The organism is Neotamlana sargassicola, from assembly GCF_020523965.1.
Lineage (GTDB): Bacteria > Bacteroidota > Bacteroidia > Flavobacteriales > Flavobacteriaceae > Neotamlana > Neotamlana sargassicola.
Window position 1 is genome coordinate 1 of record NZ_JAJAPX010000006.1, and the last position, 15513, is coordinate 15513.

Sequence of the window (15513 nt, forward strand, 5' to 3'; positions counted from 1 at the left end):
CTACTGACCTTAATAATTGGTTAGCTTCTAATGCTGGGGCTAGTGCTTCTGATGACTGTGCTTCTATTACTTGGTCCAACGACTTTAATGCACTTTCTGATGACTGTGGATTAACTGGTGCTGCTACGGTAACCTTTACCGCTACAGATGCCTGCGGAAACTCCGTTTCAACTACCGCTACCTTTACCGTTGAAGATACTACAGCGCCGACATTGCCAACAGCTCCTGAAGATGTTACTTACGAATGTATCGATGAAGTTCCTAGCCCAGAATATTTAACGGCTAGCGATGCTTGTTCTGGTGAATATAATTCAATTGGTGTTGATACCGTTGATGATTCAGATTCTTGTAACATCATTATAACAAGAACTTGGACGTTTACGGATAGTTGTAACAATACAAGTTCTACTTCTCAAATAATTACTGTAAAAGATACAACAGGCCCTGTATTAGATTTACCTGATAATGTTTCAGCAGAATGTAGCGATGACTTAACACCAATCGCATTCGGAACTGCAACGGCAACGGATAATTGCGACCCTAACCCTGAAGTAACTTACAATGATGTTATAACAAATGGTGCTTGCAAAGGTACTTACACAATAACAAGAACTTGGACTGCTACAGACGCTTGTGGAAATATTTCAACCGCCGACCAAACAATTTCTACCTCAGATTCAACACCTCCAGTGTTTGATCAAGTTAACTTACCTGGCGATGTAGTTGTTGAATGCGATGCTGTTCCTCAAGCAATTACTTTAACTGCAACCGATAATTGTGGTAATGCAATTGTAACTGTAAACGATGAAATTACACAAGGTAACTGCGATCAAAATTATATTATTACAAGAACTTATACAGCTACAGACGATTGTGGATTAACAAACACACATATTCAAACTATAACTGTGCAAGATACTACTGCTCCAGAGTTTGTAGAAGCCTTACCGCTTGCAAATATTGTTGTAGAATGTGATGCTGTTCCTATGGCAGAAACATTAACTGCAACAGATACTTGTGGTTCAGCAACGGTTTCTGTTAGTGATGTAAGAACAGATGGAGATTGCTTAAACAGTTATACCATTGCAAGAACTTGGACTGCAACAGATGAATGTGGATTAACTACATCATTTACTCAAAACATACTAGTTCAAGATACAACGGCTCCAACGTTTAATGAAACAATGCCTAGAGATATAACTGTAGAGTGTGATGCTGTTCCTGATGCAGAAACAATTACAGCGTCGGATAATTGTGGAGACGCCACTGTAACTGTAACTGATACTAGAACAGATGGTAATTGTATTTCAAACTACACCATTAGTCGCGTTTGGACTGCAACTGATGAATGTGGATTAACCACAACTCATACTCAGACTATAACTGTGCAAGATACAACAGCTCCTGTTCCAGCTTCAACATACGATGAAGTACTAGATGTTAGCTGTACAGATATTCCTGATACGCCATCTCTTTCTTTTGAAGATAATTGTTCAGAAAATATTACTGTGTCTTTTGAAGAGGTAAGCACTTTTGTAGAAAATGTGTTCGAAGATTATCAAATTACAAGAACATGGACAGTAATGGACGAATGTGCTAACCAAGCCACCTATACACAAACCTTAAATGTAACTTTAGATGAAATTTATTCTGAAGTAGTTGCTGAAGACATCTGTTACAATAATGGCGCTATAAATTTAAACGATCAATTATCTAGCTCAATTAACACTAATGGTAATTGGGAAATTATTGAAGGTGATTTAAATGCCACATTAACAGGTAATATATTTGACCCAACAATGCTTGAGTTAAGCGAAGATTTCTTACCAGAAAGCGGTGGGATTGATTATAGATTTAGATACACAACAACAGATCAAGGTTGTTTAAGCATCATTGAAGTTGTTATGAATGTTCATGCCGACTGCGTGGTTTTACCTTGTGGAGAAAATGACATCAACATATCTAAAGCTATAACTCCTAATGGAGACGGAATTAATGATACATTCGATATTGAAGGCATTGATTTATGCGGATTCGTTGCAGAAGTAAAAATATTTAACCGTTGGGGGGCTTTAGTATACGAATCTAACAATTACACTTTAGGTAGTATAAAAACTAGTGGTGCTCAAGGTGATTGGGACGGTAGTTCTCCTAAGTCATCCGTTGGTAACGCAGGAAAATTACCTAACGGAACATATTATTACATTATTAAATTAAGAGATAGCGGATTAAATCCTTTAACCGGCCCTATTTATTTAGGAACTAAATAAAAAACCTTAACCTATGAAACTTTTAAAATTAAACATAATCGCAATTGCTTTGTTTAGCTGTACAATAGGTGTAGCGCAACAATTACCGCAGTTTACTCAATATATGTACAATACCATTTCTATTAACCCCGCTTATGCTGGTAGTAGAGAAGCATTAAGTATTGTAGGCTTACATCGCAGCCAATGGGTTGGGTTTAAAGGTGGACCAATTACACAAACCCTTTCTATTCATACGCCTTTAAGAAACGATAGAATTGGTTTAGGTTTATCTTTTATTGAAGATGATTTAGGACCACAAAATTTTTCATACCTATACGCCGATTTTTCATACGCAATACCAACAGGGCGTGAAGGTAAATTAGCCTTTGGTATAAAGGGAGGTTTTACCCAATTTAGCTTCGACTCAGATTTTAGATTAGAGAATTCTAACCTAACAGACCCTTTAATTTATGGAACTGAAGACAGGTGGACACCAAATGTTGGAGCTGGTATATATTGGAGTACGAATAGAATATACGCTGGACTATCTGCTCCTAGAATATTAACTCACGATTTTAGTAATAGAAATAACGATGTTGAAGCCTTAGAACGTATAAGCTATTACTTTACACTAGGTGGTGTTATCGATTTAAGCCGATCTGTAAAGTTTAAGCCTGCTGGATTAATTAAAGCAACAAATGGCGCTCCTTTGTCTTACGACTTAACAGCTAATTTTCTGTTTTTCGAGAAATTTTGGCTAGGTGGCTCTTATAGAATAAATAATGAAACTGCAGCCATTGGTGGTATTGTCGATTTTCAAGTTTCAAGACAATTACGCGTGGGTTATGCCTATGAAAAACCAATTTCTGAAATAGCAGATTTTACCACGGGAACCCATGAAATTTTATTGATTTATGAATTTAAGTTCTTAAATTCTAAATTAAAATCTCCAAGATATTTCTAATATAAGATTCTATGAAACATAAAAATCACATATTAGTTATTGTTTTCGTATTAATCTGTTCCACGTTATTCGCACAACAAGGAAGACAAAAGCGTGCAGATACTTTATTTAACAAGTTTTCATTTGTAAAAGCAGCAAAAGTTTACAGAGAACTTATACAAAAAAACTATAATAGAGATTATGCGACACGAAAACTTGCAGATTGCTATGCCTATTTAAGAGATCCTAGAAATGCTGCTCGTTACTATAAAAATGTCGTAAAACAAAAAAACGTACCTATAGAATATTACTATAAATACGCCCAATCCTTAAGAGGAATTAAAAAGTATGACGAATCTCAAGATTGGTTAAAGCGTTATAAAGATTCAGGAGGAGTTGTAAATGCAAATGATTTTTCTAAGGATATTAACTTTATTACCAGCGTTTTTGGTGCCGAACAACAATATTTTTTAGATCGTTTTCGATTTAACTCTAAGTTTAGCGATTTTGGCGCTTTCGAGCAAGATGGAAAAGTATATTTTACTTCTGCTAGAGATGAAGGCAGCGCAGTAAAACGAATTTACGGTTGGAATGAGCAGCCGTTCCTAGATATTTACGAAGCAGATGTAAAATCTAAAAAAAATGTAGATTATTCAGCTAAGATAAAAGGAGACGTTAACACCATTTTTCATGATGGCCCAATAACTTTAACCAAAGACGGAAAAACCATGTATTTTTCAAGAAATAACTTTAATAAAAACGTTGAAGTTAAAGATAATACAGGGCTTACAAACATGAAAATTTATCGTGCAACTTTGGTAGATGGAGAATGGACTAATATTGAAGATTTATCTATTAATGGCGATAATTTCTCAACTCAACATCCTGCATTAAATGCGGACGACTCTAAATTATATTTCGCTTCAGATAGACCAGGTACAAACGGAGGATCAGATATTTGGGTAGTTGATATTTTCCCCGATGGGACTTTACGCAACTTAAAAAATATGGGCAAAGTGGTAAACACAGAAAGTGCAGAAGGTTTTCCGTTTATTAATAACGAAAACGTTTTATTCTTTTCATCAGATGGACATACAGGACTTGGTTTATTAGATATTTTTGCCACTTTAAAGGATGAAGACAATAATGATGAAATTGTTGGTGTAATTAATGTCGGCGTTCCAGTTAACTCTAATGCAGACGACTTTTCCTTTAGTATGAATCCTGATGGTATTACTGGATATTTTGCTTCAAACCGTCGTGGTGGTAGAGGAAGCGATGATATTTATGCTTACCATAGAGTTCCTATTTTACATGTGGAAGGTGTTGTAACAGATGCCATAAATGGCAATCCAGTTGTTGGTGCTAATATTAAATTATTTGATGAAAAAGGTAATGAAATTGCTTTTATGGAAACCGATGAAAACGGTTACTATCAAATAAATATAGATAGAAACCAAGATTTTAAAATTATTGCTAATCAAGACAAATATATTGATGACTACAGAACCTTTACATCAAAAAAGATTCAAACAGAGCTAACATCAATAACTGCAAATTTACTTTTAAATCCCGTGCCTAATGTTGCTAAGTTAGCCGACCTAAACACCAATAACTTAGGTTACGAAACTTCAGAATCTATTATTAATTCAGATTCTACTAACGTTAAGGGAGCTAAATTAAAACCAATATATTTCGATTTTGAAAAATATAATATTCTTAAAGAATACGCTCTTGAATTAGATAAGATTGTTAAATTAATGACAGTATATTATCCTGATATGGTTATTAAAATAGAATCACATACCGATTCTCGAGGAACTACATTGTACAACGATGTGTTATCTCAAAACAGAGCAAAATCAACTTATGATTACCTAGTTTCAAAAGGAGTTAACCCTAATAATATATTAGAATATAAAGGTTACGGCGAACGCAGACTTATTAATGAATGTGCCGATGGTGTATCCTGTAGTAAAGCGAAACACCAACTAAACCGACGTACAGAGTTTGTTGTTGTAAAAATGGAATAAAATCTCTAGAACTTTTTAATAAATAAGACCCCATGAATACAAAATACTATATTTTTTGCCATTTTGCGTTGTTACTTAGCTTAGTAACATTTGCACAAACTGGTAAACAGAAAAAAGCAGATATACTATTTAATAAATTTTCATACTCGAAAGCTGCAGACGCTTATCACGATTTAATAAACAAAAAAAAGGATACTGTTTACGCATCGAAAAAATTAGGAGACACGTATTCTTTTTTAAGAAATCCAGACAGTGCTGTTGTATTTTATAAAAAAGCCATTGCTTCCCAAGAAAACATCGATCCAATTTATTATTATAAATATGCTCAAGCTTTAAGAGGGGTTGAAAATTATGATGAAGCACAAATTTGGCTTAAAAAATATTCCGAAATTAGTGACAGTTTAAAAACCGAACTGCCCTTAAACGACTCAAACTTTTTAGAGAATATTTCATCGGAAAAACCGGTTTATTTTTTAAATGACGTTAAAATAAATACCGAATTTAGTGACTTTGGCGCATACGAATTTAACGGTATAATTTACTTCGCTTCTTCTAGAGACCAAGGTGTACTTACTAAGAAAAAATACGGTTGGAATAACGAACCTTTCTTGGATATATATGTTACAGAAAGTATTACAGATAGTACTGTAAACCATAAAAACAAACTTAAGGGTAAAGTAAATTCAGTTTTTCATGATGGGCCTTTAACCATTACAAACGATGGAAAAACCATGTATTTTTCCAGAAATGACTTTATAAAAAACAAGCGAGGTAAAGATGAATTAGGTAGTACTAACCTTAAAATTTACAAAGCCTCTTTGGTTGATAATAAATGGACAAACGTTGAAGAATTGCCATTTAATAGCTCCCTTTTTTCTAATGGTCATCCGGCTTTAAATGCCGATAATACTAAACTTTATTTTACTTCAGACAGACCTGGAGGATTTGGTGGCTCTGACATTTATTATGTTGTTATAGGTGAAAATGAAGCCATAAGCGAACCTATTAATGCCGGAAACATTATAAATACTCAACAAAACGAAAGTTTTCCTTTTTTAAATTCTGAAGATGTACTTTACTTCTCATCAGATGGTCATTTAGGTTTAGGGCTATTAGATATTTTTGAAACCAAAACCGATGCAAATAACCATGTTATTGATGTAGTTAATTTAGGGTTACCTATTAACTCTAGTAAAGATGATTTTTCATACTTTATTAATTCTGATAACTTAACCGGATATTTTTCTTCTAACAGAAACGGTGGTGTGGGAAGCGATGATATTTACGCCTTTAACAAACTTCCAGAACTTTTCGTTACAGGGACTATTGTTGACATTGAAACAAAAGAGCCAATAAAAGATAGTAAAATTGTGTTGGTTACTCCAACTGGAGAAGAATTGGCTACTGCTATTTCTGACGAAAACGGTTATTATGAAATTAAACTAGACAGAGATAATAATTATGGGTTAAAAATATTTAAAGATGGCTACATAGATTTAACCTCATTAATTTCAACTAGAAATTTAGATAAAACCCTATCCAAAATCACCGAAAATATTGAGTTAAACCCTAAACTTATTGAAACCATTCAAGATGCCGAATTCTTCCCTATTTATTTCGATTATAACAAATCGAATATTAGAAAAGACGGATCTAATGAGTTAGATAGAATTGTGAATTACATGGTGAATAAATACCCTGAAATGGTAATAAAAATTGCATCGTATACAGATTCTAGAGGATCGAATAAGTTCAATTTAAAATTATCTGAAGAGCGCGCTATTGCAACTTTTAAATATTTAGTTGATCGTGGTGTTAGTCCTTCTAGAATACTTAACTATAAAGGTTATGGAGAAGATAACCTAACTAACAATTGTGACGATTCTACAAAATGTTCTGAAGATGAGCATCAAAAAAACAGAAGAACCGAGTTTATTATTATTAGAAATTAGAACGCAAACTTTAATACACTTAAAAAAAGCCTTGATTTCTCAAGGCTTTTCTATTTACTTTATTTGTTGTATTAACTCGTTAAGCGGTATTTTAAATTGTTCTCCTGAACTCATATTTTTTAAAGCATAAGTTTCAGATGCTATTTCCTGGTCTCCAACAATAACAACAAATGGTATGTTTCGCTTATCGGCATGCGCCATTTGTTTTTTCATTTTAGCAGCATCGGGATATAATTCTGCGTTTATGCCTGCTTCTCTTAATTTTTTGATGGCCTTTAAGCTAAATAAAGCTTCTTTATCTCCAAAGTTTATAAATAATACTTCAACGTTTTTATTTACAGTTTCTGGGAATAAATTCAACTCTTCTAAAACCAAATAAATTCTATCTAAACCAAAGCTTATACCTACACCACTAGTATCTGGTTTACCAAAAATATTAGTTAAATCGTCGTAACGACCACCACCACCAATAGATCCCATTTTTACACCTTCTGGAGCAGATACTTCAAAAATGGCGCCTGTATAGTAATTAAGCCCTCGAGCTAAAGTTACATCTAACTGTAATTTGGCTGTAGCTAAACCTAATTCTTTAATGGCTGCATCAATAAAACTTAATTCCTCAATACCTTTTTTTCCATCTTCTGATGCTTCTAAAATACCTTTTAAGCTTTCAATTTGAGACTCAAAATCACCAGATAAACTAAATAAAGGTTGTAGTTTTTCTATGCCACTAGCAGAAATTCCTTTACTCAACATTTCTTCCTTCACCTTCTCCTCTCCTATTTTATCGAGCTTATCTAAAGCCACGGTAAAATCGATTAACTTATCGCTAGCTCCTATAACTTCGGCTATACCAGAAAGAATTTTTCGGTTATTAATTTTTATAGTAACTCCGTTAAGTTTTAAGGCTGTAAACACGGTATCGTATAATTGTATAAACTCTACCTCTTGCCATAAACTTGTACTACCTACAACATCGGCATCGCATTGATAAAACTCTCTAAAACGGCCTTTTTGAGGTCTGTCGGCACGCCAAACTGGTTGAATTTGGTATCGCTTAAATGGAAACTCTATGTCGTTTTGGTGTTGCACTACGTATCGTGCAAATGGTACGGTTAAATCGTAACGAAGTGCTTTTTCAGTTAAATAAGTATCTTTAATATATTCCTTAATCTTGTCTTGAAATTCTTTAACATTACCATCAACATTATAAGTACCATCTTCTAAAGACGTTATGTTTCCAACTTTCTCTTCAAGCAATTCTTTTTTTAACTCTTGATAATCTATATTCTTTAAAAAATCACCTGAATTTAAGATTTTAAAAATCAATCTATCTCCTTCATCACCATATTTCCCCATTAAGGTTTCAGAGTTTTCAAAACTTGGTGTTTCAATAGGCTGAAATCCAAAGGTTTCGAAAGCACCTTTTATTGTACTAAATATATAGTTGCGTTTTGCAACTTGCTCTGGGTTAAAATCTCTTGTTCCTTTTGGTATACTTGGTTTTTGAGCCATTTTATAATTTTAATTTATCTGCGCAAAACTGCACTAAACACGACAAAAATAAATAATTACCTTCGTTGGTACTAATTTATAAGCTTATTAAAATAATTGTACAATTCGCCTTTTGTAATAATGGCGCCTTGTTCTATCATACTAAATTTATCAGCATTTTTATCTTCTGTATAATCTTTATCTGCTTGTAAAAACTCTACGCTATCATGCATCAAATTTTCTCGCAACCAATCGTAGCCTTCTTGTGTTGTAATATCAATTTCTTCGTTTTTTACATTAACAACAATAGCATGCATTTTGTCTTCCTTTAAATAAAATAAATACATGTGCTGCGGTGCAAAATGCTCCAAATACTCGGCTTTATTTAAAACGCCTTCCCATATTAAATCGCTAAACACATCTAATTCAGTTTCGGCTAATTCCGGTTTATTAACTTTTAAATTTTCCCACTCATCTGCAGTTATTGATTGTGTTGCTAAAAAATTTATAAACTCTTTATGCAACTCCTCGAATTGTTCTTTTGTAAGTCTTCTATATTTCATTGTAATCCTTTAAAAATTAAATTTCGTTTAGTTTTTTATAGCATTATAAGCCTCAAAAGGTCTGTCTGTTGCAATTATATCTATACCTTTTTTAGACCAAACCCTGTATAATGAATCGTTTTTTGCGCTCGCTTGTTTATCTAGGTTTCCTAATGTTCCTAAAATTGTTTTGATACCATAATCGTGTATTTTACTGTATAACGTATTTGGCGACAAACGTGTTCCTGTAAAGGCTAGCATATTTTGGGTAGGGATTCCTGAGTGTATTAACCAATCGAGTTCTTTTTCGTTTCTTGCTGAAACTGATAAAAGTAATTCTGGAGCTTCTTTGTAAGCAGCTGTGGCTTGATCTAAATTGTAAGTTATAATAATCGCAATATCTTCAGCTTTAATTTCCTTTATTTGATTTACTACTTTTTTTACTGAAACACCCCGTTTTATATCGACTGTTAAAATTACATTATTAGTTTTTGCCCACTGTAAAACATCTTTAAATAACGGAATTTTGAAAGATGTTTCATTTCCAAAATCATCTTTTAAATTATACTGTAAAAGTTCTTTATAAGTAAAATTTGATACTTTACCGTTTCCTGTTGATGTTCTGTTTATGGCATTATCATGCATTAAAACTAAAACACTATCTTTAGTTAGTGCAACATCTATTTCGTATATCGCACCTTTAATACTGTCGTTTATAAACTGAATTGTTTCTAAACAATTTTCAGGATAATTTTTTATGTTTTTTCCGCCGCGGTGAACACTTACTAAAGTTGAAGCTTCCGTAGAATAAGAAAACTTACTTAATAAAACAGATGGTTTAGTTTTTTCTGGTTGTTCTTCTTGTTTTGGTGCTTGTTTACATGATACACTAACAAGCAGAAATAAAACGAATAAATATTTCATATATAAAAAAATTGCGCCCCTGAATTAGGAGCGCAAATTTAAGAATATATAAGCTATTATTTTAGAAAATATAACGTAAACCTACTTGCATTTGCCATCTAGAAGCTAAACTAGAATCGTAGCCAAAAGTACTTGTACTTGCATCGCCATCAAAAGTGTAAGTTGGTGTGTTGGTATCATCAACCGTAACACCTAAAATTTGTACGTTGTTTGGTTGTTGAATTAATCCCCAATCTGAACTTAATAAATTACCAATATTTAAAATATCTAAACTAAATTGAATGGTATTTGTTTTATCATTAGATACCTTAATTTTATAATCTTGAAGAAATTTTAAGTCCCATTTTCCTCTCCAAGGCGCTAAAGCTCCATAACGCTCTGCATATTCACCACGACGGTCGCTTAAATAATCGTCTTGTTGAATGTAACTTTCAAAAGCAGCAGCATCGGCAGCATCGGCAAAATTCATTTGCGTAACCTCGGTTGCGGTTGGAATATAAATTAAATCGTTTAAAGAAGAACCGTCTCCATTAATATCGCCACCGTATGTGTAGTTAAAACGTCCGCCTTGAGCATACTCAAAAAATGTAGATATAGTTGTAGACCACTTATCGTTTCCGTAATTCCATTTTTTACTTGCAACACCAATAAAACGGTGTGTATCTCCATATTTAGAATACGCTAAAACATCATCATTAACATTTCCTAAAGCAGGGTTAGCAGCAAATGCATCACCTGTAATTTCAGCTTCAATAGAGTTTACATCTTTAGAGTTTAAATAGTTGTATGCTAACATAGTATAAAGCCCGTTGCTAAAGTTTTTCTGTGCTTTTAACGACACATTCCAAATTCTACCTTCATCAGAATTCGACATAACATAAGCGTTTGCATTAGCAGGAAAAGGCACATCTACTTGAACATAATCTGCAGCAGTATAAGTGGCTCTGTTATCTACACCTTCTAAAGTTCCTGTTGGTTCTATTAATCCCCAATTTTGAACATGAGCTGCATTTATATCTTTTGTATAAGATACATCGGCAGTTAATACAATACCATTTTCTAGTTTTTTATCTACACCTAAATTTGTTCTCCAAACTTGTGGGAACTTATAATCTGGATCTACAGCTTGGTGGAACCACCAGTTTGGGTTACCAATTTGGTTACCTAACCATACAAATGGGAAACGACCTGTAAATAAACCAGAACCACCACGTAATTGAAAGGTTTCATCGCCATTTACATCGTAATTAAAACCAACTCTTGGAGATATTAACCACTTATTGCTTGGCATTTCGGTATTATCGATATATTGTATTTCACCTGTATTTGGATTTACATACGGAGTACCCGGAGCATAATCTGTTGTACCGTCGATAACGTCTTGTGCTTTATCTGAAGAATCAAAAAATAATGGCTTATCAAAACGAACACCATATGTTAATTTAAACTTATCCGAAGCGTTCCACTCGTCTTGCATATAAAAAGATAATTGCCCTACGTTGGTTTCTGCAAGTGCCCAAGAATCGTTAGCATTGTTTGAAGCAAAAGTAGCTTCGGCAGCGGTAATAGCATCAGCAATTAAACCGTTATCCACAGCCGCTAAAAAATCTGCTACAGAAGCAAATGCACCAAATGCACCTACATAACCTCTGGCATCGCCATAACCGTAAGCTCCTAAGTTAAAAGAGTTATCAAATTCAAACTTCTCGAAGGAAACGCCTACTGTAAATGTATGATCGCCTTTGTAGAAATTTAAATTATCGGTAAATTGAAATACTTTTTGATCTAACTTATTATTAATAGAGAATGGCTCGTGACCAGCTATAATGTAGTTTGACCCATCTTGTTGTATGGTAATTGCAGGTGCTGGCGAAGAAAACGGCGTTCTAAAATCATCGAAATGTGTATAACCAACTTGTAATTTATTTGAAGATGATTCTGATAATGTTGAGTTTAATTCAACCTGAACAGATTTAATGTTGTTATTAATTTCGTAGCCAGAATTTTCAAACTGTAATGTTGATGCATTTGGGCCTCTAAAACCCAATGCTGTTGGGTGTGCTGGGTTTCCTTTTGATGCATTTAAAAAATTATAAATTACCGCTAACCTATGATCATCGTTAATATTCCAATCTATTTTAAAAATACCTTTTGTTGATTCTGATGCATAAGTAAACCCTTGATAAGCACCTGTATTATAACCAATTGAACCTAAGGCATCTTGCACTAAGATTAAATCGGATTCTGTAACACGAGACTCATTAATAGCTCCAGAGCCGGTATTTGGTACCCAGCCATTCGTTCCTAAATCGTCACGCTCATCACTTTCAAAATTAGCAAAAAAGAACAATTTGTTTTTAATAATTGGCCCTCCAATACTTACACCATATTGTGTTTGGTTTAAATCTGGACGAATAACTTCGTCTCCCTTAATTTTTTTACCTGTCATGCTTTCATTTCTATAAAAACCATAAACCGTTCCATGAAACTCATTGGTTCCACTCTTTGTAACGGCGTTTACAGAAGCACCTGTAAAACCAGATTGCGTAACATCGTAAGGCGCAGTAGATACAGAAATTTGATCGATAGCGTCTAATGAAATAGGTTGCGCTCCGGTTTGTCCTCCAGGAGTTGGAGAATCTAACCCAAATGGGTTATTAAAAATAGCTCCATCCAAAGAAAAGTTATTAAATTGATCGTTTCTACCTCCAAACGAATTACCACTTGCAGTAGGTTCTAATCGTGTAAAATCTGAAGCTGAACGCGAAATAGTTGGTAAACGCGTAATTTCACGACGTCCAACACTAGTTTCTGCACCCGTGCGATCGCTGCCAAAAGTACCAGTTCCTTGTCCGCCTTGAATAACAACTGCATCTAGCTGCTCACTATCGGACGCCATAACAATATCTAAATTTTGCGTTTTACCTAATGTTAAATAAACATCGTTAAAAGTTTGTTCCTTATAACCAACAAAACTTACTGTAATTGCATACGGCCCACCAACACGCAGGTTGAGTAAATTAAAACGGCCATCAAAATTTGTTGCTGCTCCGTACTTTGTACCTGTTGGCGTGTGTATAGCTACAACATTGGCTCCAGGAAGTGGTACGGAGGCGTCGTCTAAAATAAGTCCTTTAATGTTTGATGTAGTTACCTGCGAAAAGGTGAAAACACTAAAACATAAAAAAGAAAATAAAATTAATGTTTTTTTCATGAGTTAATTTTTAAAGTTAGTTTAAGCTTTTATTATGCACGCATAATTATTATTGACGTAAATTTAAGACAAAAAAAAGCCACTCGAAAGAGTGGCTTTACAATATTTAAAAGTTTTATTAACTTTTTGTTAACTATGCTTGAGCAATTACCTCAAAAGGTAAATCAACTATTACATCTCTATGTAAACGTACAGTAGCATTATACTTACCTAAACGTTTAACAGTAGTAACTGTAATGAATTTTTTCTCAATACTTTGACCTTCTTTTTCTAAAGCTTCAGCAACATCAATGTTATTTACCGAACCAAAAAGTTTATCACCAGCACCTACTTTAGCAGCAATTTTTACTTCTAGAGCTTTTAATGCTTCAGCAATAGCATTTGCATCATCAACAATTTTCTTTTCCTTAAAAGCTCTTTGCTTTAAGTTCTCAGCTAATACTTTTTTAGCAGATACAGTTGCTAAAATAGCTTTTCCTGTAGGAATTAAAAAGTTTCTACCGTAACCGTTCTTTACTGTTACAACATCGTCTTTAAATCCTAAATTATCAACGTCTTGTTTTAATATAAGTTCCATTGTTATCGGTATTTTATTTTAATAAATCTGCTACGTAAGGCATTAAAGCTAAATGACGCGCTCTTTTTACAGCAACAGATACTTTTCTTTGATATTTTAACGAAGTTCCAGTTAAACGACGAGGTAAAATTTTGCCTTGTTCGTTTACAAACTTTAATAAGAAATCTGGATCTTTATAATCAATATATTTAATACCAGATTTTTTGAAACGACAATATTTCTTTTGCTTGTTTGTTTCAATATTTAATGGTGTTAAATATCTAATTTCACCATCTTTTTTTCCTTTAGACTGTTGTTCTATAGATGTTGCCATGATTTACGCTTTTACTTTAAGTTTTTCTCTTCTACGTTCTGCCCAAGCCACTGCATGCTTGTCTAATTTTACAGTTAAATAACGCATAAAACGCTCATCACGTCTAAACTCAATTTCTAAAGCGTTAATAACTTCTCCTGGTACAGTGTACTCAAATAAATGGTAAAAGCCACTTTTTTTGTTTTGAATTGGGTAAGCTAATTTTTTTAAGCCCCAATCTTCTTTCGATATCATCTTAGCACCGTTGGAAACAAGAAAATCTTCGTATTTCTTTACTGTTTCCTTTATCTGATCTTCAGATAAAACGGGATTTAAGATGAAAACAGTTTCATAATGATTCATAAAAAATTTATTTAAAATTTAAAATTGGCTGCAAAAATATATAATATTTGTATATTAGACAACTATTCTCTCTTTATTATTGTAAAATAGAACAGTTCCCAATTGTTAAAAATTTGTTAAAAAACACATTTCACCGATGATTTTTGGTTTTTAGCGGAATTTATTGTAATATTGTCGATATCTTAACCGAAATAATTTAAAATGTTATGACTTTAAACTGTGTAGTAGTAGATGATTCAGCAATACAACGTCTTTCTATAGTAAAGCTTGTTGAAAATCATCCTTCCCTTAACTTAATCGCAGAGTACAGTAGTGCTCTAGAGACAAAAAATGGTTTAAATACGCATCAAGTAGATTTAATTTTTCTGGACATTGAAATGCCCGTATTAAATGGATTTGAGCTTTTAGACGTATTAAACAAAAAACCACAAATTATTTTTGTAACCGGTAAAACCGAATATGCTTTTAAAGCATTTAATTACGATGCTACCGATTATTTACACAAACCTATTACTAGAGAACGTTTTAACACCTCTGTAGACAAGGCTATTGAGCAGCATAGGTTAACCTTAGATTTTAACGAAGAAGAAGGTGAACACATTTTTGTAAAAAGTAACCTTAAAAAACGTAAAGTTTATATTAAAGACATTAAGTGGATTGAAGCTCTTGGGGACTATGTTAAGCTTGTTACAGAAGAAAACAGCTTAGTGGTTTTATCTACTATGAAGTCGTTTGAAGCTGAATTACCAGAAGGTAAGTTTTTAAGAATACACAAATCATATATTGTTAATTTAGATAAAATTGACAGATTTAACAGTAAAAATGTTGAAGTTGGTGCTTACGAAATTCCGTTAAGCAGAAACAAAAAAACGCAACTTGTTGATGCTTTAAATAATATTTAAACATCCAAGAAAAAAAAGGGTAAATTAA

The 15513-nt window shown here is 33.3% G+C and carries 12 protein-coding genes; 5 read left to right on the forward strand and 7 right to left on the reverse strand.

Annotated features, from left to right (window positions below; translation table 11 throughout):
* The 4 genes from LG651_RS13455 to LG651_RS13470 form a co-directional block, all read left to right on the forward strand.
* A partial coding sequence (locus LG651_RS13455; RefSeq protein ID WP_226696639.1) for a gliding motility-associated C-terminal domain-containing protein occupies positions 1–2270 on the forward strand: 2270 nt, incomplete at its 5' end.
* Between the two features lie 13 nt (positions 2271–2283).
* Positions 2284–3213 (forward strand): PorP/SprF family type IX secretion system membrane protein, encoded by a 930-nt coding sequence (locus LG651_RS13460; protein ID WP_226696640.1) that lies wholly within the window; start codon positions 2284–2286, stop codon positions 3211–3213.
* Positions 3214–3224: 11 nt separating this feature from the next.
* Positions 3225–5225 (forward strand): OmpA family protein, encoded by a 2001-nt coding sequence (locus tag LG651_RS13465; protein ID WP_226696641.1) that lies wholly within the window; start codon positions 3225–3227, stop codon positions 5223–5225.
* A 32-nt stretch (positions 5226–5257) separates the two neighbouring features.
* On the forward strand, positions 5258–7177 hold the full coding sequence (locus tag LG651_RS13470; protein ID WP_226696642.1) for an OmpA family protein: 1920 nt from the start codon (positions 5258–5260) through the stop codon (positions 7175–7177).
* Between the two features lie 54 nt (positions 7178–7231).
* Here LG651_RS13470 and hisS read toward each other — a convergent pair whose 3' ends face one another.
* From hisS to rpsF, 7 genes are all read right to left on the reverse strand, one after another.
* Positions 7232–8692, reverse strand: a complete 1461-nt coding sequence (hisS, locus tag LG651_RS13475) for a histidine--tRNA ligase (protein WP_226696643.1) — start codon at positions 8690–8692, stop codon at positions 7232–7234.
* A gap of 71 nt (positions 8693–8763) precedes the next feature.
* Positions 8764–9234 carry a DUF6495 family protein gene (locus LG651_RS13480; protein WP_226540066.1) on the reverse strand — a complete coding sequence of 157 codons (471 nt, stop codon included), beginning with the start codon at positions 9232–9234 and terminating at the stop codon, positions 8764–8766.
* Positions 9235–9261: 27 nt separating this feature from the next.
* Positions 9262–10137, reverse strand: a complete 876-nt coding sequence (locus LG651_RS13485) for a glycerophosphodiester phosphodiesterase family protein (protein WP_226696644.1) — start codon at positions 10135–10137, stop codon at positions 9262–9264.
* Between the two features lie 61 nt (positions 10138–10198).
* On the reverse strand, positions 10199–13351 hold the full coding sequence (locus tag LG651_RS13490) for a TonB-dependent receptor (protein ID WP_226696645.1): 3153 nt from the start codon (positions 13349–13351) through the stop codon (positions 10199–10201).
* A 133-nt stretch (positions 13352–13484) separates the two neighbouring features.
* Positions 13485–13928 carry a 50S ribosomal protein L9 gene (gene rplI, locus LG651_RS13495; protein WP_226696646.1) on the reverse strand — a complete coding sequence of 148 codons (444 nt, stop codon included), beginning with the start codon at positions 13926–13928 and terminating at the stop codon, positions 13485–13487.
* A 13-nt stretch (positions 13929–13941) separates the two neighbouring features.
* Positions 13942–14241 (reverse strand): 30S ribosomal protein S18, encoded by a 300-nt coding sequence (rpsR, locus tag LG651_RS13500; RefSeq protein ID WP_042245715.1) that lies wholly within the window; start codon positions 14239–14241, stop codon positions 13942–13944.
* Between the two features lie 3 nt (positions 14242–14244).
* Positions 14245–14583 (reverse strand): 30S ribosomal protein S6, encoded by a 339-nt coding sequence (rpsF, locus tag LG651_RS13505; RefSeq protein ID WP_226540062.1) that lies wholly within the window; start codon positions 14581–14583, stop codon positions 14245–14247.
* Between the two features lie 206 nt (positions 14584–14789).
* Between rpsF and LG651_RS13510 the strand changes: the two genes are divergently transcribed.
* Positions 14790–15485: a LytR/AlgR family response regulator transcription factor gene (locus tag LG651_RS13510; RefSeq protein WP_044626026.1), complete on the forward strand. Its 696-nt coding sequence runs from the start codon at positions 14790–14792 to the stop codon at positions 15483–15485.
* Positions 15486–15513: the final 28 nt, after the last annotated feature.

Excerpts from the sequence above, each read along its gene's own strand:
- LG651_RS13460 (WP_226696640.1), top strand. The coding sequence starts at position 2,284 with ATGAAACTTTTAAAATTAAACATAATCGCAATTGCTTTGTTTAGCTGT.
- LG651_RS13465 (WP_226696641.1), top strand. The coding sequence starts at position 3,225 with ATGAAACATAAAAATCACATATTAGTTATTGTTTTCGTATTAATCTGT.
- LG651_RS13470 (WP_226696642.1), top strand. The coding sequence starts at position 5,258 with ATGAATACAAAATACTATATTTTTTGCCATTTTGCGTTGTTACTTAGC.
- hisS (WP_226696643.1), bottom strand. The coding sequence starts at position 8,692 with ATGGCTCAAAAACCAAGTATACCAAAAGGAACAAGAGATTTTAACCCA.
- LG651_RS13480 (WP_226540066.1), bottom strand. The coding sequence starts at position 9,234 with ATGAAATATAGAAGACTTACAAAAGAACAATTCGAGGAGTTGCATAAA.
- LG651_RS13485 (WP_226696644.1), bottom strand. The coding sequence starts at position 10,137 with ATGAAATATTTATTCGTTTTATTTCTGCTTGTTAGTGTATCATGTAAA.
- LG651_RS13490 (WP_226696645.1), bottom strand. The coding sequence starts at position 13,351 with ATGAAAAAAACATTAATTTTATTTTCTTTTTTATGTTTTAGTGTTTTC.
- rplI (WP_226696646.1), bottom strand. The coding sequence starts at position 13,928 with ATGGAACTTATATTAAAACAAGACGTTGATAATTTAGGATTTAAAGAC.
- rpsR (WP_042245715.1), bottom strand. The coding sequence starts at position 14,241 with ATGGCAACATCTATAGAACAACAGTCTAAAGGAAAAAAAGATGGTGAA.
- rpsF (WP_226540062.1), bottom strand. The coding sequence starts at position 14,583 with ATGAATCATTATGAAACTGTTTTCATCTTAAATCCCGTTTTATCTGAA.
- LG651_RS13510 (WP_044626026.1), top strand. The coding sequence starts at position 14,790 with ATGACTTTAAACTGTGTAGTAGTAGATGATTCAGCAATACAACGTCTT.